The organism is Paenibacillus qinlingensis, assembly GCF_031455095.1.
Taxonomy (GTDB): Bacteria; Bacillota; Bacilli; order Paenibacillales; family NBRC-103111; genus Paenibacillus_E; species Paenibacillus_E qinlingensis_A.
Genome location: NZ_JAVDSB010000017.1, coordinates 1 through 23,460 on the forward strand (window position 1 = coordinate 1; position 23,460 = coordinate 23,460).

General features: G+C 45.2%; 22 protein-coding genes. 7 read left to right on the forward strand and 15 right to left on the reverse strand.

The features are described from left to right. Positions 1 to 182 precede the first annotated feature (182 nt). Positions 183 to 1,481 carry a sn-glycerol-1-phosphate dehydrogenase gene (locus J2736_RS28170; RefSeq protein ID WP_310501910.1) on the reverse strand — a complete coding sequence of 433 codons (1,299 nt, stop codon included), beginning with the start codon at positions 1,479 to 1,481 and terminating at the stop codon, positions 183 to 185. A 119-nt stretch (positions 1,482 to 1,600) separates the two neighbouring features. Here J2736_RS28170 and J2736_RS28175 point away from each other — a divergent pair, with 119 nt between their 5' ends. Then, positions 1,601 to 2,314: a DUF2161 domain-containing phosphodiesterase gene (locus J2736_RS28175; RefSeq protein ID WP_310501911.1), complete on the forward strand. Its 714-nt coding sequence runs from the start codon at positions 1,601 to 1,603 to the stop codon at positions 2,312 to 2,314. Positions 2,315 to 2,378: 64 nt separating this feature from the next. Further along, a complete protein-coding gene (locus tag J2736_RS28180) occupies positions 2,379 to 2,705 on the forward strand; it encodes a transposase (protein ID WP_310501912.1) in 327 nt (108 codons plus the stop codon). 142 nt (positions 2,706 to 2,847) lie between these two features. Here J2736_RS28180 and J2736_RS28185 read toward each other — a convergent pair whose 3' ends face one another. The 5 genes from J2736_RS28185 to J2736_RS28205 form a co-directional block, all read right to left on the reverse strand. Then, entirely contained in the window at positions 2,848 to 3,798 is a 951-nt protein-coding gene (locus J2736_RS28185; RefSeq protein WP_310501913.1) for an NAD(P)/FAD-dependent oxidoreductase, read from the reverse strand. Positions 3,799 to 3,867: 69 nt separating this feature from the next. Continuing rightward, complete coding sequence (locus J2736_RS28190) at positions 3,868 to 5,097, reverse strand: MFS transporter (protein WP_310501914.1); 1,230 nt, start codon at positions 5,095 to 5,097, stop codon at positions 3,868 to 3,870. A 104-nt stretch (positions 5,098 to 5,201) separates the two neighbouring features. Continuing rightward, entirely contained in the window at positions 5,202 to 6,524 is a 1,323-nt protein-coding gene (locus J2736_RS28195) for an ABC transporter substrate-binding protein (protein WP_310501915.1), read from the reverse strand. Between the two features lie 160 nt (positions 6,525 to 6,684). Beyond that, on the reverse strand, positions 6,685 to 7,521 hold the full coding sequence (locus tag J2736_RS28200) for a carbohydrate ABC transporter permease (protein ID WP_310501916.1): 837 nt from the start codon (positions 7,519 to 7,521) through the stop codon (positions 6,685 to 6,687). Then, positions 7,521 to 8,390 (reverse strand): carbohydrate ABC transporter permease, encoded by an 870-nt coding sequence (locus tag J2736_RS28205; protein ID WP_310502017.1) that lies wholly within the window; start codon positions 8,388 to 8,390, stop codon positions 7,521 to 7,523. The genes J2736_RS28200 and J2736_RS28205 overlap by 1 nt, the downstream gene beginning before the upstream one ends. A gap of 172 nt (positions 8,391 to 8,562) precedes the next feature. Here J2736_RS28205 and J2736_RS28210 point away from each other — a divergent pair, with 172 nt between their 5' ends. From J2736_RS28210 to J2736_RS28225, 4 genes are read left to right on the forward strand one after another with little or no spacing between them, the layout of a single operon-like run. Next, entirely contained in the window at positions 8,563 to 10,389 is a 1,827-nt protein-coding gene (locus J2736_RS28210) for a cache domain-containing sensor histidine kinase (RefSeq protein ID WP_310501917.1), read from the forward strand. A 1-nt stretch (position 10,390) separates the two neighbouring features. Beyond that, positions 10,391 to 12,019, forward strand: a complete 1,629-nt coding sequence (locus J2736_RS28215) for a response regulator (RefSeq protein ID WP_310501918.1) — start codon at positions 10,391 to 10,393, stop codon at positions 12,017 to 12,019. 53 nt (positions 12,020 to 12,072) lie between these two features. Then, positions 12,073 to 12,504, forward strand: coding sequence for a hypothetical protein (locus J2736_RS28220; RefSeq protein ID WP_310501919.1), 432 nt, complete (start codon positions 12,073 to 12,075; stop codon positions 12,502 to 12,504). Then, positions 12,504 to 13,577, forward strand: coding sequence for a phosphodiester glycosidase family protein (locus tag J2736_RS28225; RefSeq protein ID WP_310501920.1), 1,074 nt, complete (start codon positions 12,504 to 12,506; stop codon positions 13,575 to 13,577). The genes J2736_RS28220 and J2736_RS28225 overlap by 1 nt, the downstream gene beginning before the upstream one ends. Positions 13,578 to 13,856: 279 nt before the next feature. Here the strand turns inward: J2736_RS28225 and J2736_RS28230 are convergent, their stop codons facing one another. Continuing rightward, on the reverse strand, positions 13,857 to 14,111 hold the full coding sequence (locus J2736_RS28230; RefSeq protein ID WP_171630099.1) for an AbrB/MazE/SpoVT family DNA-binding domain-containing protein: 255 nt from the start codon (positions 14,109 to 14,111) through the stop codon (positions 13,857 to 13,859). A 194-nt stretch (positions 14,112 to 14,305) separates the two neighbouring features. Continuing rightward, the gene (trmL, locus tag J2736_RS28235; protein ID WP_310501921.1) at positions 14,306 to 14,770 is read right to left on the reverse strand and encodes a tRNA (uridine(34)/cytosine(34)/5-carboxymethylaminomethyluridine(34)-2'-O)-methyltransferase TrmL; all 465 of its coding nucleotides are present in this window, start codon (positions 14,768 to 14,770) and stop codon (positions 14,306 to 14,308) included. A 142-nt stretch (positions 14,771 to 14,912) separates the two neighbouring features. Here trmL and J2736_RS28240 point away from each other — a divergent pair, with 142 nt between their 5' ends. Then, entirely contained in the window at positions 14,913 to 15,626 is a 714-nt protein-coding gene (locus tag J2736_RS28240) for a response regulator transcription factor (RefSeq protein WP_310501922.1), read from the forward strand. Positions 15,627 to 15,689: 63 nt separating this feature from the next. Here J2736_RS28240 and J2736_RS28245 read toward each other — a convergent pair whose 3' ends face one another. The 7 genes from J2736_RS28245 to nrdI all read right to left on the reverse strand — a co-directional run bounded on the left by J2736_RS28245 (position 15,690) and on the right by nrdI (position 23,096). Then, positions 15,690 to 17,243, reverse strand: coding sequence for an MDR family MFS transporter (locus J2736_RS28245; protein WP_310501923.1), 1,554 nt, complete (start codon positions 17,241 to 17,243; stop codon positions 15,690 to 15,692). Between the two features lie 57 nt (positions 17,244 to 17,300). Next, a complete protein-coding gene (locus J2736_RS28250) occupies positions 17,301 to 18,041 on the reverse strand; it encodes a hypothetical protein (protein ID WP_310501924.1) in 741 nt (246 codons plus the stop codon). A gap of 25 nt (positions 18,042 to 18,066) precedes the next feature. Next, complete coding sequence (locus J2736_RS28255) at positions 18,067 to 18,747, reverse strand: polymer-forming cytoskeletal protein (protein WP_310501925.1); 681 nt, start codon at positions 18,745 to 18,747, stop codon at positions 18,067 to 18,069. Positions 18,748 to 18,760: 13 nt separating this feature from the next. After that, the gene (locus tag J2736_RS28260; RefSeq protein ID WP_310501926.1) at positions 18,761 to 19,390 is read right to left on the reverse strand and encodes a YhbD family protein; all 630 of its coding nucleotides are present in this window, start codon (positions 19,388 to 19,390) and stop codon (positions 18,761 to 18,763) included. A gap of 267 nt (positions 19,391 to 19,657) precedes the next feature. Beyond that, entirely contained in the window at positions 19,658 to 20,644 is a 987-nt protein-coding gene (gene nrdF / locus J2736_RS28265) for a class 1b ribonucleoside-diphosphate reductase subunit beta (protein ID WP_310501927.1), read from the reverse strand. 21 nt (positions 20,645 to 20,665) lie between these two features. Next, positions 20,666 to 22,750: a class 1b ribonucleoside-diphosphate reductase subunit alpha gene (gene nrdE, locus J2736_RS28270; protein ID WP_310501928.1), complete on the reverse strand. Its 2,085-nt coding sequence runs from the start codon at positions 22,748 to 22,750 to the stop codon at positions 20,666 to 20,668. Then, positions 22,737 to 23,096, reverse strand: coding sequence for a class Ib ribonucleoside-diphosphate reductase assembly flavoprotein NrdI (gene nrdI / locus J2736_RS28275; protein WP_310501929.1), 360 nt, complete (start codon positions 23,094 to 23,096; stop codon positions 22,737 to 22,739). The genes nrdE and nrdI overlap by 14 nt, the downstream gene beginning before the upstream one ends. Between the last annotated feature and the right edge of the window lie 364 nt (positions 23,097 to 23,460).

Below are 23,460 nucleotides of genomic sequence, written 5' to 3' on the forward strand. Positions count from 1 at the left end.
GACGTAATACTTAAAGTATACAAGAAAAAAGGCACAGCGCCCTCATAAAATGAGAGTCTGTGCCTTTTTTCTTAGTATACTTTTTCAGTGGCCTCTAAAAAACGCCAGCCCTCTTTAAAGGACTGGCGTTGTATGAAAGATGACAAAATCGATTATGAAAAACCATTGACCGCGTGCCGTGCTTATAGCAGCCGCTGTAAGCGCAAGATCGTAAACCGGTTGCGCACGAACAGCGCATCCTGCAGCGATGCCTCCACCAGCGCTGGCTCCACGCCAAGCTGGTCCGGCGTTACCGGCCCCTGCACCGCCGCGAGCCACGCAGCAAGCTGCGCTGGCGGCGGAACCGCCCGGGCGATGCTCTGCACATCGCCCCAATGCTTCGCGATGCGCGCCCCAAGCGCACGCGCATCCACCCCCATCGCCGACGCATTCTCGGCGATGATGGCCTCGGCCATGGCCCCGTAAGCCGCCCGGATGCGTTCCGCATCCGTCTGCGCACTCGGGGCCAGCCCTTGCGCTAGGCGCGCAGCCGCCTCGTCGGCCGTAAGCTCAAGCAGCGCCTGATAGCGCTGCGCCATGAGCACGGTCGCGACGCCGACCTTCGCGCCGTGCAGCAGCGCCCGGCGGCGCTGCTGCAGAAGCACCATCTCCCAATAATGGGAGAGATGGTGCTCAGCCCCAGAGGCCGGCCGCGAGTGGCCGACCAAAAGCATGGAAAGGCCGGATAGGATCAGGCCTTCCATCAAACGGCGCATGCCCAGCTCGGTGCGCTGCGCAATCTCTTCCAGATTGGCGGTGGTCAATTCCACCGCCTCCAAAGTCAAGCGAGCACTCAGCTCGCAGTAGTGCTCGTCTAACAGCACGCGGCCGAGTGCCCAGTCCGCGAGCGAGGTGTGCTTGCCGAGCATGTCGCCAACGCCAGCTGCGATCATGGCTTGCGGCGCTGCTGCGAGTATGCCCAAGTCAGCGAACAGCGCCTCGGGCGCAGAGCAGGGAATCGTCTGTTTGAAACCGCGAACGATGAGCGGTGCGCCCACTGAGGCAAACCCATCAACGGACGGCGCTGTCGGCACGGAGAGGAAAGGCCGATTCGTTCGATGGCTTACAAAGCGAACAATGTCATGTAGCGTCCCTGTGCCTACGGCGATCAGAACTTGTGAAGTCGTCGACGTGTCCAACATCAATTGTACGATAGCTTCCTCGTCAGCTGCGACTTCGCCCATCTCATTCTCACGAATGACACAAGTGCCAACCTTCACCTGTCCGTCTTCCAGCAGCGAACGCAGCTTTTCACCAGCCACCGCATAGGTATTCGCATCGGCTACCAGCGTTATTTCTTCATACCCTGTTTCCTTCACATAAGCAACAACATCAGCTAAAGCATTTTGAGCTATGACAATACGGCGAATCGGAATCTCATGCTTTTGCCCGCAGGCGCAATCTAGTCTTTTTCCCAACCACGCTTGTAATAATTCACTCAAATCTCTCATCTCCTAACTCGTACGTACAAGTGATCCTTCCTCCTATTCTAGCTCAACCTATGCTATAATGAAAGCCATTCTAATAGACTTTTCGCACGAAAAGAGGAGACAAATCCCTCATGCCGATTCAATCCGAAACAGAGCTATATGCACCGATCAAAAACTTCTTCGAACAGCGCGGCTACACCGTCCGCGGGGAGGTTAAGCACTGTGACTTAGTCGCCATTCGCGGTGAGGAACCACCGCTAATTGTTGAATTAAAGAAGAGCTTTAATATCCCGCTTCTCATTCAAGGGATTGATCGTTTACGGCTTACACAGGATGTGTATGTCGCTTTCGAACTCCCTAACAAGGGGAAAGCCCCCCATCGTGTGCAATGGGAGGACATTCGTCGACTTTGTCGCATGCTTGGACTAGGTGTCTTAACGGTCCAATTCTACAAACACAAACAGCCCACAGTCGATCTCGTCTGTGAGCCTACACCATATACCTTACGACCTAATAAACGGGCCTCTGGCAAATTAATGACCGAATTTCATGAGCGCAGCGGTGACTACAACGTTGGCGGCAGCTCCCAGCAGAAGCTAATGACCGCCTACCGCGAGAAATCGCTCCATTGCGCTTATCTGATGCAGCAACACGGCCCACTAAGTCCGCGCAAGCTGCGTGAGTTTACGAGTAATATGAATGTAAGCTCCTTGCTCCAGCAAAACTACTATCGTTGGTTTGTCAGACAAAGCCGCGGCATCTATCATCTTACGCCAAACGGTGAAAAAGCCTTACTAGACTATGCCCACGTAGTTACGGCTTTCCCAAGTATTGAGCTGAATTAATGGATTTTTTCGACTAGAATAAATAGTAGACACCTCGTAAAGAGAATAATAATCATATCAGGAGGTGTTCATTTTGGGTGAGCAGCGGCAAAGGTATAATGATGAATTTATACAACAGACGGTGAAATTCATTCAAGAACAAACGAAATCGGTAACACAGATAGCTGAGGAATTGAATATTCCGGCAGGAACCCTGCACCAATGGGTTGCGAAATATCGACAGTTTGATAGTGAATCTATTGCAACACCAGAAAGACTCCGCCAGTTAGAACAGCTTTTGAAAGAGAAAGACCGTGAACTCGCTGCCAAAGATCGCCTCATTGCAGATGCTCAAGAAGAACTTGCGATTGTAAAAAAGGCCGTACACATCTTCAACAAACCAAAGAACTAAGGTTCCAGCTCATTGAAAAGCATCGTTCTGAATCTTTCAATGGAGAAGATGTCTCAGACGCTTGAGTTTTTTTCGACTTAGAGCATCCCTCATAGCTCTTTTCTCTCCCCTAAGTCGATTTTTTCGACTTAGGGCATCCCTCCTATGACCGAATCACAACCCGATGAACATTGGACTCCTCATTCATCCGCAGCAGTGCTTTGTTCATCCATATCGCGGCTTGTGAGCCTTCCCCCATGGCAATCGTCACTTGCTCAGCATGGACACCTACATCACCCGCCGCCCATACGAATGGGACGCTCGTCATCTTACTCCGAGGGTCGGTCATGATGTGTCGATTCTCCATGCGTTCTGCACCCAGCTGACGTGCTAGATCGGACTTGACCTCATTCCCTCCGAAGGCAATAAAGCCTCTCTCTGCTTCAACTTTACTGCCATCTTTGAGCACAATGCCTTTGAAACGCCCCGGTGAATCGGCAATAACCTCGGCAAGATCTTCTGTCAAATAGGTGATGCCTTTATTCTTCATCTCCATAAGATGCTCACTTTTCACAGCACAGCTTTGGTGATTTACATACGTTATCCTCTCTGTTCGGTGGCGCAGCTTAATCGCCATTGCTGCTCCTGCATCACCTGAGCCCATCACCACCGTACTGCGATCCTTAATTTCATAGCCGTCGCAATCCGGACACACATATACGGTTAATCCCAAGCACTCCTTCAGGTTCGGGATTTCAGGCATGCGATCGATCAAGCCAGTCGCCAGTAGAAGCGTATTCGCTTCGTAACCTCGGCCACTTTTTCCCCATAGCTCGAAGCCATCACCTATTCTTCCTTTGGCGACAGCTTGGACAACTTCATCTTGGACAAAAACAACGCCTAACCGCTCCGCCTGCAACCTGCCTAATTGTCGTAATTGTTCCCCCGATACGCCGTCTGGCCAACCAAGAATATTATGATAGCTCCTACACAGTGTTGAACGCCCGTAACCCGCATCAATCACAAGTACTTTATGCTCATATCTGCCTAATTGAATCGCCGCTTGAAGCCCTGCAATGCCGCCTCCGACGATCAAAGCATCCACTTTCTCCATGTCCACAGTGCCCCTCTTCTTCAATTCACTACCAACTAGGATAACCGAATTGTGGGACAATCATCCTTTTCATCGATTCTTAATCGACCAAATCAAACCAAATTGCGTCATTGCGGCTAGCAACAGAATCCATGGAATGAGGCCGCTGTCCAAATCGCTCCCGAAAGTGATTAGAGCTAGAATGGAAATAACCCGCCCCACATTCAAGAAAAACTCCCGAACAACAACACTTTCGACCTTTAATTCTCCTTTGAGAGGAAGTCTCGCAATTAAGCTATAATAGAAACCTGTCATTGTATTCCCTTGCAGAGGTGCAAATATCGAATACAGAATCATGAAGCCGACGACCGACCACACATTTAAGCTTCCTATTATACAGGAGACACCCACAAGGTAACCTACCGTCGAAATGGTCAAATACATTCTTGCTCTACCCGCATTCGCGTACTTCGAAATAAAAATCCCCATCACGATACTTAGACTCGAATAAAGGACACCGAGATAACCGACCAAATCTTCACGAGGCAGTACTTTGAATAAGAGAATGTTCGGAAGAAACATCATCGTGCCCTGCAGCAAACCCATACCAAAGAAGCCAAACAACGCTTTCAACCACTCTTGTTTTTTCTTCATGATGAGCCCTGTGTATTTCAAATAATACACCCGATGATGCCCGCTTGACGCCTTGATTTTCAATGATATTAACGCGGCCAATACAAACATGATGAATGCGATGGAGAAGACGATGGTATATCCGCTTAAACCTTCTTTTAACCGAATAATGAAACCAGCAAGTGCCGGCCCTGCAAGCGTAGCCGCTGTGAAGAACATCATATTGAACGCGAGATAGCGAATCCGATTCTGTTCCGTCGACACATCATACATCAGTGTTAAATAGCCAACCCAGTAGAAAGCGCCAGCAAGTCCATTAAATATGGCAAAAAGCACATAATAATCGACCAACCGCTCCCCTGCAATACTCACACTTAAATAGAAGAGACCGATTAGTACGATGCCAAGCCGGTACGCGACCATACGATCCTTCTTCTTAATCATATAACCGCCAATGGCGAACCCTATCGGTGTTAAGATATACACGATGATGCTGTAAGTCCCATTCACGACTACACTATGCGTTAACCGCCATAAGTATAAATTGAGGAACACCCCTGACATGGAAGCTCCGAATTGAAAAATAGTATGAATAATCAAGGAAATAATCGCATCGCGAGACAACTTTTTCTCTAGCGGAAGCGCATTCCCTCTGTTCTGCAGCCATGCTCTAATTTTATGATTCATGGTGAACCCCCAGTCTTCTACATTGTAACAGCCATTGCGCGAACTGTTAAACAGCAAAAAGCCCCAGCATTGGCGCTGAGGCTTGACGTACGTCTAGATTCGGGTTACTTCTTAAGGCTATCCCATGTTTTCTGGAATTCTTCCAACATTTGATCCTTGGTATACTTCTTCGCTACATAACCTTGCATGATATCGCCGAATTTCTTACTCGATGCTTCTCCACCTGGGAATTTGAACCAGTTCCAGCTCAATGTTTTGCCAGCTTTGCTGTAAGCGATAATGTCTGCTGCTAATGGTCCAAGTACTTTCTCGTCAGCAGGAATGGATTTGAACGCAGGGATAAACTTGAACTCGTCTGTGATGTATTTCTTACCGATATCGGAGCTAACCATCCAGTTCAAGAATTTCTTAGCTTCGTCTTTCACTGCAGAGTTTTTGTTAACAACCCAGTTATTCGGTACGCCTACGAACAATTTGTCGTTCGCAGTTGCATCATCACTGATCGGCATTGGCAAGAAACCAATTTTGATATCAGGGTTTGTTTTGGAAATTTGAACTTGTGTCCAGTTACCTTGTTGCGTCATAGCCGCTTTACCCGTTGCAAAATCCGTTACTTGTGTATTGTAGTCGGTTTGTAGTGGGTTTTTGTTGCCATATTGCAATTGAAGGTCGAACAATTTCGCCCATTGGTTGAACACTTCGTTACCTGTAATTTTCGCTGTACCTTTGTTCAAGCCATCGATGAACGCATTTGGATCCTTTTGATAAGCAAATGGAAGGTTCACGAAATGGTTTCCAAGTACCCACCACTCCGCATAGCCAGTTTCAAAAGGAGTGATTCCCGCATCTTTCAACTTTTTAGCCGCTGCTTCTAATTGAGAGAATGTTTTTGGAAGCTCTGTGATGCCCGCTTTAGCAAATAGATCTTTGTTGTATTGGAAGCCATAACCTTCAAGGTTAAGCGGCTGACCGTATAGCTTGCCACCTTTTGTCATAGGCTCTTTCGCAACATCTACAAGATCTTTCACCCAAGGTTGATCGGATAGATCTTCCAAGTTATCGATCCATTTATCTAGATCCGTGAAACCACCGTTGTTGAAAATATCCGGTTTGTCACCTGCATTAAACTTCGCTAGCAAGGCTGCACCGTAATCAGCACCACCACCGACAGTGTCCACTTGAATTTTCACGTTCGGGTTCAGCTTCTGATACTCTTGCACCATTTTACCAAGTTGATCTGCAATCTCTACTTTGAATTGGAAAATTTTAATAGTGACTGGCTTACCGCCAGCAGCAGGTGTTGTTGTAGCTGTTGAAGCGCCCGTAGTTGGAGCTGGACTTGCTGTCTCGTCTTTTTTCCCGCAGCCAGCTGCTAATACGGATAAAGATAATACTGCCGCCATTGAAACCATCGTTAATTTTTTCATTTAGGTAATGCCTCCCTTTAACTTGTTTCTTCGTTTGTTCCCCGCTTACTTGCCCTTAACTTGCTTCCTTACATGATTCATTGTAAACACTTACATCGTGCCTTAACACCGAGTATATTGAACATAAAGGTGGAATATCTTGAACTTATTTGCAATTTTGTCATCCTTTTACTGAACCTGCCGTAATCCCTTCAACAATATGTTTCTGTAAGAACAAGAAGAAAATAACGATCGGCAGTACGCTTAAGGTTAACCCAGCAAGAGCTAAATCCCATTGTTTCGTATATTGTCCAAAGAAAGAGAAGGTAGCGAGCGGAATCGTTCGCAGCTCCGGATTGCCCAGTACGAGTGATGGAAGCAAGTAGTCATTCCAGATCCATAAACTGTTCAAAATGATAATCGTAATCGACATTGGCTTGAGCAATGGAAATACGATTTTCCAAAACACACCATAGGCTGAACTGCCATCTACTTTTGCCGACTCCTCAATTTCCAGCGGAATGGACTTGATGAAACCATGATACAAGAACACATTTAGTGAAACACCGAAACCGAAGTAACAAGCAACCAATCCCAGCTTACTATCCATGAAGCCAATTTGACTAGCTACACGTACTAGCGGAATCATAATCGACTGGAAAGGAATTACCATCGCAGCTACGAAAGCCAAGAACACCAAGTTATTGAATTTACTAGATTTTCTCACCATGCGATAAGCTGCCATGGACGAGATCACCACAAGGCCCACATTAGCCAAAACGGTAATGAACAAAGAGTTGAAGAACGCCTTTGGAAACTTCATGATACTCCACACTTTCGTGTAGTTATCTAGGTAAAGAGAGCTTGGAAGTTTCGCTGTATTCGCTGCAAGTTCAGGGAACGTCTTCAAGGAATTTGCGATAACAAAGTAAAACGGAATTAAGAATAGTAAGGCAACTAGAATGCCCAGGACTTCGAGAGCAAATAATCGACCTGTATATTTTTTGACGGAAGCCATTAGACCTCAACCTCCTTACGCTTGGTGTACATCACTTGGATGGTTGAAATGATGGCAACCACGATGAAGAATACGAGAGCTTTGGCCGTACCTAAGCCGTAGCGGTTATTACGGAATGCTTCTTGATAAATATTGATGGATACGGACTCCGTAGAATTGAATGGTCCGCCTTTTGTCAAAGAGAAATTCAAATCAAAGATTTTGAATGACCATGAAATCGTCAAGAACAAACAGACTGTCACTGCTGGCATAATGAGTGGAACGATGATGCTTCGCAATACTTGTAAACGGGATGCACCGTCAATATAAGCTGCTTCCAGCATATCCTTCGGTACATTCGACAAGGCCGCTATGTAGATAATCATTAGATATCCTGCACCCTGCCACACACTGACAATAACGATCGCCCAGAAAGCCGTCGGTGAATCGCCCAACCAAGGTAATTCGAAAAAGCCGATATGTGTAAGATTGCCAAGAGTCGCAAATCCTTTTACAAAAATAAACTGCCAAATAAAACCAAGCAACAAACCACCAATTACGTTAGGCATGAAAAAGATGGTGCGCAGCACATTTCTTGTTTTCAGCGCTTGCGTCAGCAATAAGGCGAGTAAGAAACCTACTAGGTTTGTCAGAATAACGTTCGTCACGGTTAAACGTGAAGTAAAGTTAAATGCATTGCGATAATCCTTATCATGGAATAGGATTTGTTTGAAGTTTTCCAACCCATTGAATTTCACTTCTGTTGTTACGCCATTCCATTCGGTAAACGAATAATAGATGCTCATCAGAAATGGAATCAAGACTACGATGGTAAAAAATACTAACGCAGGTCCGATAAAAACCCATTGCTGAAGCCATCCAGAAAGCATTCTTTTTGTTTTCACTGGGAAGTCCCCCTTACCATTTTGCTACTATACCCCAAGTATAGAGTGCTGCAGTACCCCAAAACACAGACAATGGTGACGCATTAGGTGGAATTTGTTGACCTCTCCTGCTACAATGTAGGGGAAAATCCTAATACAGAAACCGAGTTGATGACGTGTGATTCGACATAGTATCCGCAATAAACTCATCTTATTTTTGCTCATTGCCACGTTAATCCCCTTCCTCACCTCCCTTGTTGTGTCCTACTTTTTTACGAAGCAGAAGGTTACCGAGGATACGCTCACGAACAACTCCGTGCTGCTTACACAGGGTAAAACAAACATCGAAAACTATCTGAACGGCCTTGTTCAGGCTTCCTCGACGATTTACACAGGAAGAAATCTGGCTGAGCTTGGTCAATTTTATGATATTATTCAAACGCAGCGTGAAATCGACTATCAGAGCGATAAAGTGATCAAAAGCGGGCTCCAGGTAATGTCACACTCCGTGAAGGAAATCAAACAAATTTACCTGTATGCCTCAGTGAGCAACCGTTCTTATCTCTCCAACAATGACATCCAAGTAGGCATGGTGGGTAAATATGAAGGACTGCAGCCGTTCCCAGCGGACAAGCTTGTCTATTTTGAAACGACTCACCAGAGCAATTTATACGGGATGTCGCTTACTGCGTATTCTATCCCAACGCCAGTTATTTCTATGCACCGAAACGTCATGTACTCACCCAGTAATCAATCCATTGGCGAGCTGGTGATTGATTTGAAATTAGATCTTATTTCCGACATTTCCCAAAGCCTTTTCACCCATGATCAAGAGGAGCTCTATATTTTAGATGAAAAAGGGAAGATCGTCTTCGGCCCGGATGCAAGCAAATGGGGACTTCCTTTAGGTGACAGTTGGGGAAATGAAGCGATTCAAAGTACGCTTGATCGAGGCAGCTACGAGTGGACGAAAGGTGATTTTGCCGGGATTAATATGTATGAGAAAATGCGCGCAGACTATTTGAACTGGACCATTGTCAAGCGTATTCCCTATGAGCTTTTAACCAAAAATGCTCGCCAGTTGACTTTCATTAATGCTCTAATCCTTAGTTTCTCCATGCTGATTGTCATGGCTGGTACGGTCTATATTAGTATTCGTTTCACTGCCCCAATCAAGCAATTAATTCGGTACATTACCCGTATTCAAACTGGACAAGCTGGGCTAGGTGATCAGCAAAGCGATATTGAGTTGACCCGCGTGGACGAAATGGGGATTCTCGCAAACCGCTTCCATGGGCTTATGCAAGATCTAGATCAAATGGTTATGCGTGAATATCGGTTGGAACTCGCGAATAAATCGAATCAACTCATGGCCTTGCAAGCGCAGATTAACCCGCATTTTCTGAATAATGCCTTGCAATCTATCGGTACCTTAGCCTTGCAGCACGAAGCTCCTAAGATTTACACCTTGATTAATTCTTTGGCCAAAATGATGCACTACAGCATGAACACGAATGAATCGGTGGTTCCGCTTCGTAAAGAAATTGAACATACGAAAGCCTATTTGGAGCTGCAGAAGCAGCGTTTTGAACATCAATTTGAAATTGTTTATGCGATTGAGGAAGTCACTCAGACCTTATCTGTTCCTAAAATGATGCTTCAACCGCTTGTCGAAAATTATTTCAAGCATGGCTTTAAACCTAGCCAATCGCGAGACGTCGGTCTGTTGCGTATCGAAGCTGCGAAACTAATCACCGCAGAAGGTGACTTTTTGAAGCTCACCGTTGTTGATAATGGCATTGGGATGACGGAACAGCGGATCCATGAAGTCCGAAGTCGTTTGAAAACGCCAACTGCAGCAGATGATTCCTATATCGGTTTACGTAATGTTCTTACGCGCGTCCAGCTCTATTTCAATGATGATGCCACATTGGAGATCGACCATGTCCATCCCCAAGGCCTGCGAATTGTCATTCTTATTCCGATGAAAAAGGGAGTTACCTGAAATGAAAGTATTACTTGTTGATGATGAGAAGCATGTTCGTGATGCCATCCGATTGCTTGTGGATTGGAAGCATTATGGCATTGATACCATATTAGAAGCATCTGACGGGGAAGCCGCCGTTGCCTTGGTTGGCAGTGAGCATCCAGAAATCATTATGACCGATATGATGATGCCCGGCATGAATGGCGTGAAGCTGCTAGAGTGGCTGCATCGTTTTGCCCCTGATGCCAAGACGATCGTTATCAGTGGTCACGACGACTTTTCGTTACTTCGACATACGGTGAAGTTCGGTGGAACCGATTATATTTTGAAACCGATCGATCCAGATCAGTTGAACGAAGCTTTGGACAAAGCCATTCAGACCTGGCTTAAGGATGAAGAACAGCGGCATGCCAATCGAGAGCTCAATATCGAAGTGAACCAATTCAAACCGATTTACTGGGATAAGCTGCTTTCCGCGTTAATTGCCGAACCGAATACGTACGAACCTGTCGCTGACCAGCTAGAGCGTGAGCTTCATTTATCCAGACATGTCACGACCTGCCGAGTTGCCATTCTCTCGTTAGATACGATGGAGGCTAGTATCAAGAATAAATTCAGTCAAAATATGGATCTCCTTCTTTTCTCCTTGATTAATATTTGCAATGAATTTCTTGTTCCGCCTCAGCGCGGCTACGCTTTCCGACACTTGCATAATTCGAACGAAATTGTTCTTTTTTTATGGTCTGAACCTTCCCAAGCGGAGGAATTGCTCGCTACGATAAATGATGGGATTCGCACTGCTTTGCATGCCCGTGTGGACTTCGGGATTGGGCGTGAACATAGTTTTCCAAGTCAATTGAAGCTTTCCTACCAGGAAGCGCGCGATGCCCTCCGTCAACGTAATCTGAAATCCAAAGAAACCTGGATTCATACGAATTGGCTGCCTGCCAAGGTTACACCACAAACGTTAACCTTTCACCAGTTTGAAGAGCAAATCTATCTGGCGCTGCGCAGTGGGAATGTCGAGCAGATCCAAGAGATAGTACAGCTGTGGATCGACGCAATCCGAAGCTGTGAAGTGATTACGCCTGAGCAGCTGGAGCACTGGTGGGGAGAATATCGTGTGATGATGCGTCGTTGGGTCCAGCAGTTGCTGCCGAACAGCCGCGAGGAAGAGATTCATCCGCTGCTCCTAGAAGATAGCGTTGCTACGATTATTACACTCGATGAGAAGGGCATCCTCTCTTTGTCTCTCTGGCAGCAAGAGTTAACTCGCAGCCTCGTTCAGCTATCCAAACTCCATCTCGAGAGTCAGCACAAGGGGAACAATGTTATTTTCGAAATCGCTAGTTTTCTAGAAAAACACTACCACGAGGATATTTCGCTTGCGGATATTGCTAGCCGCTTCTATCTAAGCCGTGAGTATATCTCTCGCAAATTCAAACAGGAGTTCGAAGTCAATCTATCTGATTACTTAGGACAGATTCGGATGAGCAAGGCGAAGGTGCTGCTCTGCAACCCAAATCTGCGCATTTCCCAGGTTGCTGAGATGGTTGGTTATCAGGATGAAAAGTATTTCAGTAAGGTTTTCAAAAAAATGTCGGGGATGACCCCCAATGAATATCGAAAAACAGCGAATTCTATCTAAAGTTCCGAGAAAATAATGGAATATGCTATACTAGTATGTAAGAGGTGATTTTCATGAGTATGCCCATTGAAAGCGCAACGGCGAATTCTTTTCCCCGCACGTCGAAGGCAACAAGGGTCAAGAAGAAAACGTATGTCTACCTATTCGTGGGTTGGGTCATGCTGATCGCAGTCGGAGTAACAGCTACGATGATGTACACGGAGCATCTGAGGCAACAAATATCTACCGATATCGCACAGCAAACCCAGCAGCAATTACAGGTAATTCAACAAGATTATCAGAAGCAAGTCTCTCAATTGAAGGATAGTGTAACTACCGATATGAAGACTTTGCAAGCCAAAGTAGATTCATTGAATGAACTACTGGCATTCACCAAAGATAGCGCTAACAGCAAGACCGATAATAGTAATCAATTGTATACGCAGCTTGCAGACGTCAAAAAGAAGCTAGATGAGCTGACTAAGAATCTGGATGTGTTGAAATAATGACAGCAAATTCGATTCAGCAAATCAATCGTATGATGTTGCTTGTATGTGCCCCATTCCTGGGCATGCTGATTTGGCTGCTCTTCGTCTCCCTGCATATTTCTATTCCAGTCAATTCACCTATAGCGTCAATACCACTCCAGCTAGAGCAAGAGACGAATAACTTGAACAGCCTATTGACCAAGGCGAATAATGACGCCGTTCAAACGAAAACTATTATTCAACAGTATTTTCAGCTGTACGAGAAAAGCACGGCAGAAGTAACCGCCATGCTCCAAAGTGCGGCTTCGCAAGTCGTCAAACCCGGACTTATCTATGATGCACGTATTACAGCCAAGCTTGGAAGTCCCATCCGTTCAGCCACTTCTGGCAATATTGATATTCAGCTGTTCGCTTTGAATGAAAAACATTATTCAGGTTATGCTCTTAAAGTGAACCTCAAAAGTGATAAAGCGATCAAGCTTGTGTTAGGGAACGATAAGCTCGGTTCGAGTGAAACGACGTTAGCCGCGGCTTCGCGCTATGGCGCCGTTGTCGGCATTAACGCTGGCGGCTTCGCGGACGATAACCGTGGAAAACGCTATCCGCTGGACACCACCGTGATGAACGGGAAATATGTCAACGGCTTCTTCCCAACCAACAATGACACAGCTTTCATCGGTTTGAACAAGGACCGAAAGCTGATCGGCGGCAAGTTCAGCTCGCAGTCGGAGCTTGATAAGTTGAATCCTCTGATGGGTTCGACATTCGTCCCCGTGTTGATGAAGAACGGCAGCAAGACATCTATTCCGTATCAATGGCAGAGTTCACCAGCAAGAGCTGCACGAACCGTGATGGCTAATTACAAGCATGATCAGCTCTTATTCCTTGTTACAGACGGCTACGATGAGAGCGGCAATTCCGGTGCTACACTGGCTGAGCTGCAGGACAAGATGCAACAGCTAGGCGTCGTTGATGCTTACAATCTAGATGGAGGCGGCTCTACGACACTTGTCTGGGGTGGCAGCGTAATCAATCGTCCTTCCGATGGAAGACTCCGACCACTCGCTACAAACTTCTTGTTTTTCAAATGACCCAAATTATTCACACAATATTCGTTTCTTTTTTGGGGATGGTTGGGTATAATAAGCCTTAACTATGTGCAAAAATGTTCTTTAACCCTATAGGAGGTGCAGCAATGTTCGGTTTATCTACAACATTTTGGCTCGTTAATTCGGTTTTTCTATTATTCATCGTCGCTATGTTGACGGCTTCCTATAACGAGGACAAAACAAAAGGCCTATAAAAGCCAAGAAAAAAGCATCGTCTTCTCCAGTTGGAGAAAACGATGCTTTTTTTCATTTGTTAAACTACTAGGCTCTCGCCTTAAGCAGGTTCATTTCAGTTATACAAACGCCGCAAATATAGCGATCTTTGAATTCACTGACACTTTCCATGCTACCGCAGAATACACATTTCGGACGATATCTCTCGAGAATAATATGGTCTCCCTGCACTAGAATTTCTACAGGATCCCCCTCATTCATTTGGTATCGCTTTCTTAACGATTTAGGTAATACGATTCGTCCCAATTGATCGACTTTACGTACGACTCCAGCTGGCTTCATCATAGGACTTCACCTCTCTTTTCCCAGACGTTTTCTACATTTCCGGCGATTTCACTTCGACCATCTTAACCATATCGAGCTTACCGATACTATTCGCCGTCATTCATGTAATTCCTTCTGCCAAAGCCCTAAAAACTTTCTTTTCTTGTCAGAAATGTCGCTTGAGCACTAAAAAACGTAGGTCAGGAGTATTCCTACTCGAGACCTACAAATCCAGTTTGTCGTAATCCCTCATATAAAATAATAGCCGCTGAGTTGGATAGATTTAATGATCTTACCGCGTCGGACATTGGCAACCGTATTAAGGTATCTGGATGTTGACGAAGCAATTCCTCAGGCAAACCTTTAGTCTCTTTACCAAACACGAAAAAATCGCCATCTTGGAAAGTAAAATCGGAGTAACGTAGTTTTGCCTTCGTTGATGCGAAGAAGAATCTATGACCCTCATACGCTGCCATGACTTCATCGAATGAATCGTGATAGTCAATCTTTACGGAATGCCAATAATCAAGACCAGCTCGCTTCAGCGTCTTATCATCGGTATCAAAGCCAAGGGGTCTCACCAAATGAAGATGCGTACCTGTTGCTGCACATGTGCGAGAAATGTTACCTGTGTTCGCAGGAATTTCTGGTTCTACCAATACAATATGAAAAGCCATCTCTGTTCATTCACCTCATTCTCTATCCTATTATAACCTGATTCCGATTGCAATTTAACACAGGGTTAACTTTATCTTAATATCACGATGATAGAGGTACGTCATACTAGAGATATCCTTCATTAAAAGGAGATACCTAACAATGAAAAAGAAAATTCTTATTGTTGATGACGAACCTTCAATTTCCATGCTAATTGAATTTAACCTAAAGCTTGCCGGTTTCGAAGTACACTGTGTATTCGACGGAGAAGCTGTCTTCGGCGCTATTCAATCCTTTCGCCCTGACCTTATTGTCCTTGATCTCATGCTGCCCAAAATGGACGGCTTACAAGTATGCCGCAAGCTGAGAAGCCAGAACAACCTTGTTCCAATTATTATGTTGACGGCTATGCAGGATCTAACCGATAAAATTGCCGGTTTAGACAACGGAGCCGATGATTACATGACAAAACCTTTCTCACCGCTTGAGCTTGTCTCACGTATCCAAGCAATTCATCGCCGTATTCAAACCTTGCCTTCAACGACAGAAGAAGCACCGATCGCGATCGGTCAAATTTCCGTCAAAGCAGAGCAACGGGAAGTAACGATGAATGGCACGCCTATCGAGCTTACACCGAAGGAATTTGAATTGCTTCTATTCCTCTGCAAGCATCGCGGCAAAGTCCTTAGTCGACAACAGCTGCTTCACGGCGTGTGGGACTATCATTTCCTCGGGGATACGCGCATCGTAGACGTCCATATCTCGCATCTGCGTGACAAGATTGAGCAGAATGCACGTCATCCGGAATATATCATGACGATCCGCAACGTTGGTTACAAATTGACTGAGCCTGTCATCAAAGAGTCTTACGCTTAATGCACCAACTACATGAAAAGAAACATCCCAGAACATGAAATCATGTCTTGGGATGTTTTTTGTTTAAGATTTTCCTTTCAGCTCTGCTGCCGCTTGCTCAGCTTGCTTATGCTCCAAGGATTCGGTTAATCGTTCTTTACTCATGAGAACTGCTGCTATAACAGCCAAAGCTGTTGGAATCAATGCCCACATAAATGTATAGGAAATCGAGGATGATAATCCGGCTGTAATTTTATCTAGAGCAGGTTTTGGAATTTGGGCTCGCATTTCAGGTGCCAGCAATACCCTAGGATCACTAAACGCTGGATTGTCAGCCATGTTCCCTTGCCCGCTTCCAGCGAAAATATCCTTAAGCTTCGCTGTAAAATCATTCCGTTGAATAATTCCGAATAGTGTAATCCCTAACGTCATACCTAAGGAACGAACGAACGAGACTGTTGCATTCACTGAACCACGCTGGGACGGATCAAAGTGATGAATCGCCGCATTGGAAAGTACCGAGAAGCTCGCGCCGATCCCAACACCAACGACGATCATGCACATTGTCACATACAAGCGAGTTGTATCCGGTTCAAGCTGTGTCAACATGAACATACCCGCTGCTAGAATTACAACAAAGATCATCATAATGTTCCGGTAGGGCATCTTATTCATTAAGAAACCGCCGCCGACCGCTGAGAATACGGAACCTACCATCATCGGCAATAAGACGAGTCCCGAATTCGTAGCTGTACCGCCAAGTACCCCTTGAATATAAATCGGGATATACACAGATGCTGTGATGAAGCCCATCCCGCTCAATAAACCAAGCGCATTACTCGTTGTAAAAAGACGGTTCTTAAACATTGGGAATGAAATAATAGGCTCGATGACTTTTCTTTCGATGAAGATAAAACAAATCGTTAATACGGTGAAAGCTGCAAATAGTCCAATAATTAAGCTGGAATCCCATGCATATTTGTTTCCACCAAGCTCAAGGGCAAACATCATACTGACAACGGCACCAACAAGCGTAACGGCACCCCACCAGTCGATTTTCTGCTTCGTATGAATCGGTGATTCTTTGTAGTAGATTGCAATAAAAATAAGGGCCAAAATACCAAGAGGAATATTGACATAGAAGACCCAATGCCAGTTAATATAATCTGTAATATACGCGCCAAGCAACGGTCCGAAAATACTCGACAAACCGAATACCGCACCGAACAAACCGCCTAACTTCCCGCGTTGTTCAACAGGGACAGTATCAAACATAATTGTGAATGCAATCGGAATAAGCGCTCCGCCGCCAATCCCTTGAAGCGCACGATAAATGCTAAGCTGAACAATACTTTCTGCTGTACCACACAGGATAGAGGCAAGCAAGAATACAATTAAACCAAAAATAAAAAACCGTTTACGCCCGAACATATCGGATAACTTACCAAAAATCGGCATACCGGCCATTTCAGCAACCATGTATGCGGATGTTACCCAAACGAACTTATCCAGTCCGCCAAGATCACCTACGATCGTTCCCATTGCTGTAGCGACAATCGTATTATCCATCGATGCCATCAGCATCGCCAAGAGCAGACCTGCTAAAACAAAGCCTACTTTATTATTTGCTTTCGTCATTCTTACACATTCCTTTACTATTTCGTTTCGTCTGTCCACTTTAAACGGACAGGCGTACTACATCTTGCGTGATTCTTTCACAATGGCACCCTTCTTTTTCTCCAGATGCACCTTGTATTCAACCAGTTCGACTTCACAGCCAGGCCCAATGACAACTTGGTTACCGCGGACTACCTTCGCTCTCGTATGCTCCAGGTAAATATCATCCCCTTCAATCACCGAAACCATAACCTTTGCGTGCGGTGAGGGTCTAAAGAAAAAGCTAAACGGATGGAGCATGCTCGCTTTGCGAATTCTAATTTTCTCTCCACCAATCTCTTTCGCCGTTGAATCTTGAAATAGCTTGATATCGATCTCTCCTGCGTTCAACAATCCACCAACATCAAACATTCCCTTCAGATTAAACACATCGACTTCGCAATCCCCTCCTGCGGCGATATGCCCTTTAAGCGCGATCTTGGTGCCTTGCATATGGCCTTTCACTTCAATCGTCCCTGAACCCGTAAGTGAGCCAATTTCGGCATCACCACTGATACTCACCGTCCCCGAATTTTTCATTGTATCGCTTCGAACATTTCCCGTCAACGCAAAAGTGCCCACAATACCCGCTTGGCCTGTCTGCAAATTGCCTTCCATCTCTAATGTTCCGACACATTTCAGAAGCCGGCATTTCGTATCGCCTTCAATGCTTCCTTCTCCAACAATTTTCACACGATCGTAAAGACCACCTGCCACAGTAGAGCTGCCTGTAATGTTCAAGTTACTAATTTGCGAACGTTTGTTTGCATTCAATTCCATTGTACATCAAACCCTCCTCTCTCCGCTACACTTTTTCGCTGATCTTCACTTTGGATTTCTTATCCTGTTCGAGCTTGACCGTATATTCAATGAGTCCGATCTCGCATCCAGGCCCAATCGTAATATTCGCCCCTCTTACTACATCTGCCGTCGTGTACTCCAGATAAATATGATCGCCTTCGATCGTCTGGCACGTCAAATGATTGCCGATAGCTGCAGGCAGAATCTTCAACAAACTAGCAAAGCTAATACCCGGCTGCTTACGAATTTGGATTCGTTCTCCACCGATTTCCGATATTTTGCAATGACCGTGCAAGGTAACTTGGATGGTATCCGCATTGAGTGTGCCCACATGCAGCTTGCCATTTGCGTGAAACTTCTCTGCTTCACAGCTGCCGGTTATCGTGGATGCGCCGTGTATCTCAATATTTTCGCCAAAATAATTACCCTCAACCTTCACTCTCCCATGAATCCGTGTACGCTTAGCCTTCAAATCCCCCTGAATCGTAAGGGTCCCATTCATTTCCGCCGTTTCCGATTGGATGCTGCCATTCACTTCTCCACGACCATTTAGCGTAAAATGCGAGCAAATAACGTCCCCTTCCAGGCGTCCTAATCCATCAATTTTCACGGTACGAAAGCTCCCGCCATTCGAAGAACCTATCCCAGAGATCATCAAATTACGTTTCAGTTCAGCTGAGTGCATGGATGCCACCTCCTTACATTGTTGTCATTTTTAACTTCAACTCTTCAATTTTCTTCGCTACCTGCACGCGGAGCACGATCTTAGCACCACGCTCGCAAAACAGTTCACAGCCTGTCGTAACCAGGAAGAACAAAGTTAAGCCCATCTTGCGAATAAAAATTAAATCACAAGGCTTTCCCTCAAACTTGTCATATTGCTCTTTCATCGTCAGAAGCAGGTGCTTTCCTTCATCGAGGCTCATCTCACCAGTTTGTAAGCAATCCTCTAATAGGAACAGAAACAACGTTTCTTCAAAGCTGTACACCGCTGTCGCCCCTAAAAAGGGGGAAGCATATTCAATCGTCGTCAGTGAAACAATGTTTCGCTTCACAAGCTCTAATTTGTCTATTCTCAGATCACTCGGAACGATAGAGAACACATCCGCTAGTTCGTCAAGAGATAGATCATCTTTCATATTTAAAATTTTATCGATACGCGCCAGCATCTGCCCCTTCGGGAAAAACGTTTCCTGTCCCGTAAACGCTGATTTCCGTATAAACCATTCCTCAGGAACTAAGTTTTTCCGTTTCCAGCGGTATAATTGACCATAGGATATTCCTGTTAGCTCTAATAGCTCTTTTTTGGAGATCAAATCCTCTTCCAAACGACATCCCTCCTTTGCAAGTTTAATTTAACATAACATTGTTACGTTGACATCAGCCTTGAGACTGAACCCCCATCAGTCCTGGATACGATTCGATAACTGCAACTCGAATTTTTCAAGTTACAGCGGCTACTTCGACTCTTTCTCCTCCCGCAACTCGAATTTTTCGAGTTACAGGCTTATCGACCCGATTAGCTAGGCGCATAACCAAAAAAAACCACCCAGCAACCGCTGAGTGGTTCATTTTTTCACTTTATGTTTCACTTCTTAAAATATAAAGTCATCGTCCGTCAAAGCCTCGACGTGAATCGTGCGCACATAACCATTGCCTTTTTTGGAGAAAAAGTCATGCTGCTTTGTCTTCGTGCTCAGACCGTTCAATACAATCGGGTTGATCTCCTCTTCCGGGAACATCGGCTCAACACCCAAGTTCATGAACGCCTTATTCGCATTATAGCGCAAGAATGCTTTCACTTCGTCTGCTAGACCGAGCGGTCCGTACAGACTATCTGTATAGCCTTCTTCATTTGCATGAAGCTCTTTCAACAGGGCACATAGCGTCGCATACGCCTCATCTTGCTCAGCAGGGCTAAGCTCCGCGTAGACCTCTTGTGCCAACACGCCGATGTACAAGCCGTGGATACTCTCATCGCGTAGAATCAAATCAATGATTTCGCCGCTACTCGTCATTTTACCTTGGCCAGCCAAGTACAACGGATAATAGAAACCGCTATAGAACAAATAGCTTTCTAGCAAAACAGACGATGCCATCGCTAGATACAGCTCTTTGGTCGTATTAATATTTTCATAATAATGTGAAATCTTATTCGCCTTAAACTGCAAGTGTGGATTACGCTCCACCCATTGGAACAGCTCGTTGATCTCTTCTGTCGTAGACAGCGTCGTGAAAATCGAACTGTAAGACTTCGCGTGGATCTGCTCCATCATCCCCATGAAGCTAAGCACAGCTTTGCGCTGCAGCCCATCCACATGCTCAAGAATCTTCGGCATCCCAACGCCGCCTTGCATCGTATCGAGCAATGTCAGACCGCCAAGTACCTTCATATACAGCTCGCGCTCCACAGCGCTCAAGGTGATCCAAGACATTTTATCATCAGACAATGGAATCTCTTCATCTGTCCAAAATTGCATAATATTTTGATTCCAGAACGTATTCGTAAAATCATCATCAGGTCGGTTCCAATTTACCGCTTTACGAACGATTGGTTTATTTAGAGTAGGTGCAGTTGTCATGATTGGTAATCCCCTTCCTAATTATACCGAGCAGCTTACACATTCCTCAACGGATAGCTGATTGGTTCGTGTGTAGTAGAGCGATTTAAGTCCTTTGTGTGCCGCATACAGGTATAATTTAGCAAGTTGTCTTGTTGAAACATCACTGTTTACGTGTAAAATGGTCGAGATCCCTTGATCCACATGTGTTTGAATCTCCGAAATGAGGTCAAGAATCTTGAACTGATCCATTTGATATGCAGATTTATAGTAGAAGAAATTGTCACGTGCCATGAATGGCATCGGATAATACGTTGTTGAATTCGCATACGTACGTGTCTCAATTGGTTCAACGATCGGCATAACGCTGGAGGTTGAATTTTGGATATAGGAAATGCTCTGCGTCGGCGCTACTGCCAAACGATATGCATGATAGAGCCCGTGCTTCTGAACGTTCGCTTGCAACGCTTTCCAGTCATCTGGTGACGGAATCGGCATGCCTTCGAATAAACCTTTCACTTTGTCCGACAGCGGACGGTAATCTATTTCTGTATAACGGGTAAAATAGTTCCCATTCGCATACTCGGATAGCTCAAAGCCTTCGAACGTTTGCCCGGATTCTTTGGCAATCTCCATACTTTTTTCGATGGAATAGAAATTCATCGCTGCAAAGAAGGTGCGAACGAAATCTCTCGCTTCAGCACTCTCATAAGCAATTTTGTTCTTAGATAAATAGCCGTGCAAGTTCATAACGCCAAGACCGACAGAGTGCAGCTCACGGTTCGCTTTCGCAACACCTGGCGCATTATGGATCGTCGTCATATCACTCACCGAAGTTAGGGCAATCATGCCTTCATGGACGGTTTCGCGCAGCTTTTTACGATCCATCACATTGGCAATGTTCATGGAAGCAAGGTTACAACTGATATCGCGAAGAATAACGTCATCTTGACCGTAATCATTAATTTCGGATGTTTCTTGCAATTGGAAAATTTCTGTACAGAGATTAGACATCTTGATCGTCCCAATCCCTTTCAGGGCATGATCCTTATTCGCATTCGTACGATTCATCATATATGGATAACCGGATTCCAGTTGAGTTGTCGCAATTTTGGTCAGCATATCACGTGCCTGCATGACGACTTTCTTTTTCACTTTCGGATTCGCTAGGAGTTCATCATACATCTCATCCATATCCAGGTCATCGAGATGCTTGCCATAGGCTTGAAGAACGGTGTAAGGTGCAAAAATATGTAGAGGCTTGTTTTCCTCCGCCAGTTTATAAAACTTATTCGGAACAATAAGTCCGATCGAAAGAGTTTTCAAACGGGATTTCTCATCCGCGTTAATTTTCTTGCTATCCAAGAATTCCAATACGTCCCAGCCAAAAATATTATAATACGCTGCGCCTGAACCCTTGCGTTGCCCCATTTGATCCGCATAGGAGAACGCATCCTCCATCAGCTTAAGGACAGGTATAATTCCTTTTGCCGCGCCTTCAACACCTTTAATCGTTTCACCACGACCACGAAGCTTCGATAAATTCACGGCTACCCCGCCGCCAATTTTGGAAAGCTGCATGCACGTTGCGAGTACATAGTTGATGGAATTTAAGGAATCGTCCATTTCCAATAAGAAGCAAGATACCATTTCACCTCGACGACTCTTACCTGCGTTCAGGAATGTAGGTGTCGCTGGCTGCAACCGTTGCTCCATCATGGATAGGGCTAGCACTCGTGCTGTCTCGGCATTTCCGCGACCTAAGTACAGGGCTACAATCGCTACGCGATCTGGAAAATGCTCCAGATATAACGTCTTATCATCACTGCGTAAAGCGTAATCTGTATAAAATTTCGAAGCTGCCATATACGATGCGAACTCGAATTGATTGTCATGTGCCACTTGATACACGCTTTTAACTTCAGCTTCGGTGTATTTGTCATAAACATTCTCGTAGAAGTTATTGTCGATCATGTAACGAACCTTCGAAGAGGTATCGGGGAATGTGAGGCTTTTGCTGTGGACTTCCTTCATAAACACTTCAACAGCTTCTTTATCCTTCTCTAATTGGAAGAAACCATCCGTACCGCGTTGCATTAATTCATTATTAAGCTCAATGTGCCGCAATTGCTTGTACCCCCTGAACGAATCGTTCTACATCATTTTTGGTGCCGGATAATTCGAATTTCGTTAATACGGGAACATCGTAAAGAGCTGAGATCGTATCTGCGCTCTTGGCGAAGCCATCACCCCAGTTGCGATTACCGCTAGCTGCTACGCCTTGAAGACGAGAAGAATTACTTTCTAGGAAAGAAGCTACCTTGGGAGGAATTTGACCAAAACCAGTTGTATACGTCACGAGAACGAATGGCTCGTCCATCGTCATCGCTTCCTCAATCTGAACTGCAGGCATTTGGAGTTTCGCAATAAAACGGCGAACATTTCCAGTCTTCGAATCGTAAGCAATTATCATAGCTTCCGTCTCCTATCATTATCAATTCTCTCTATCTTGTGCCAACACTTGCTAGTAACCTATATGTAGTAAAAATGCTCATTCTATCGTCTGCCACTCGTGGGTGATACTACCCTGTAATCGACAGAATCTGCGTTTTCGTAACGACTCCGTACGCGGTCAAAAAAGCTTAAAACCTGCGTTATTACTTGGTTTCCGCCGCTATTTGAGCCTTCAGCCAGCAATCTCGCAACGCGCTTTTTATCACGACATCTAGTTGATAGATTCAAATTTATATCAATATATTGTGTTTGTCAACGAGGTAAAAGGCCTATTTACATTTCCAAAACACCAAATCCTAGACGGGGCGTGGCTCGATAGGTTT

Excerpts from the sequence above, each read along its gene's own strand:
- J2736_RS28175 (WP_310501911.1), top strand. The coding sequence starts at position 1,601 with ATGCCGATTCAATCCGAAACAGAGCTATATGCACCGATCAAAAACTTC.
- J2736_RS28185 (WP_310501913.1), bottom strand. The coding sequence starts at position 3,798 with ATGGAGAAAGTGGATGCTTTGATCGTCGGAGGCGGCATTGCAGGGCTT.
- J2736_RS28190 (WP_310501914.1), bottom strand. The coding sequence starts at position 5,097 with ATGAATCATAAAATTAGAGCATGGCTGCAGAACAGAGGGAATGCGCTT.
- J2736_RS28195 (WP_310501915.1), bottom strand. The coding sequence starts at position 6,524 with ATGAAAAAATTAACGATGGTTTCAATGGCGGCAGTATTATCTTTATCC.
- J2736_RS28200 (WP_310501916.1), bottom strand. The coding sequence starts at position 7,521 with ATGGCTTCCGTCAAAAAATATACAGGTCGATTATTTGCTCTCGAAGTC.
- J2736_RS28205 (WP_310502017.1), bottom strand. The coding sequence starts at position 8,390 with ATGCTTTCTGGATGGCTTCAGCAATGGGTTTTTATCGGACCTGCGTTA.
- J2736_RS28215 (WP_310501918.1), top strand. The coding sequence starts at position 10,391 with ATGAAAGTATTACTTGTTGATGATGAGAAGCATGTTCGTGATGCCATC.
- J2736_RS28220 (WP_310501919.1), top strand. The coding sequence starts at position 12,073 with ATGAGTATGCCCATTGAAAGCGCAACGGCGAATTCTTTTCCCCGCACG.
- J2736_RS28225 (WP_310501920.1), top strand. The coding sequence starts at position 12,504 with ATGACAGCAAATTCGATTCAGCAAATCAATCGTATGATGTTGCTTGTA.
- J2736_RS28230 (WP_171630099.1), bottom strand. The coding sequence starts at position 14,111 with ATGAAGCCAGCTGGAGTCGTACGTAAAGTCGATCAATTGGGACGAATC.
- trmL (WP_310501921.1), bottom strand. The coding sequence starts at position 14,770 with ATGGCTTTTCATATTGTATTGGTAGAACCAGAAATTCCTGCGAACACA.
- J2736_RS28240 (WP_310501922.1), top strand. The coding sequence starts at position 14,913 with ATGAAAAAGAAAATTCTTATTGTTGATGACGAACCTTCAATTTCCATG.
- J2736_RS28245 (WP_310501923.1), bottom strand. The coding sequence starts at position 17,243 with ATGACGAAAGCAAATAATAAAGTAGGCTTTGTTTTAGCAGGTCTGCTC.
- J2736_RS28250 (WP_310501924.1), bottom strand. The coding sequence starts at position 18,041 with ATGGAATTGAATGCAAACAAACGTTCGCAAATTAGTAACTTGAACATT.
- J2736_RS28255 (WP_310501925.1), bottom strand. The coding sequence starts at position 18,747 with ATGCACTCAGCTGAACTGAAACGTAATTTGATGATCTCTGGGATAGGT.
- nrdF (WP_310501927.1), bottom strand. The coding sequence starts at position 20,644 with ATGACAACTGCACCTACTCTAAATAAACCAATCGTTCGTAAAGCGGTA.
- nrdI (WP_310501929.1), bottom strand. The coding sequence starts at position 23,096 with ATGATAATTGCTTACGATTCGAAGACTGGAAATGTTCGCCGTTTTATT.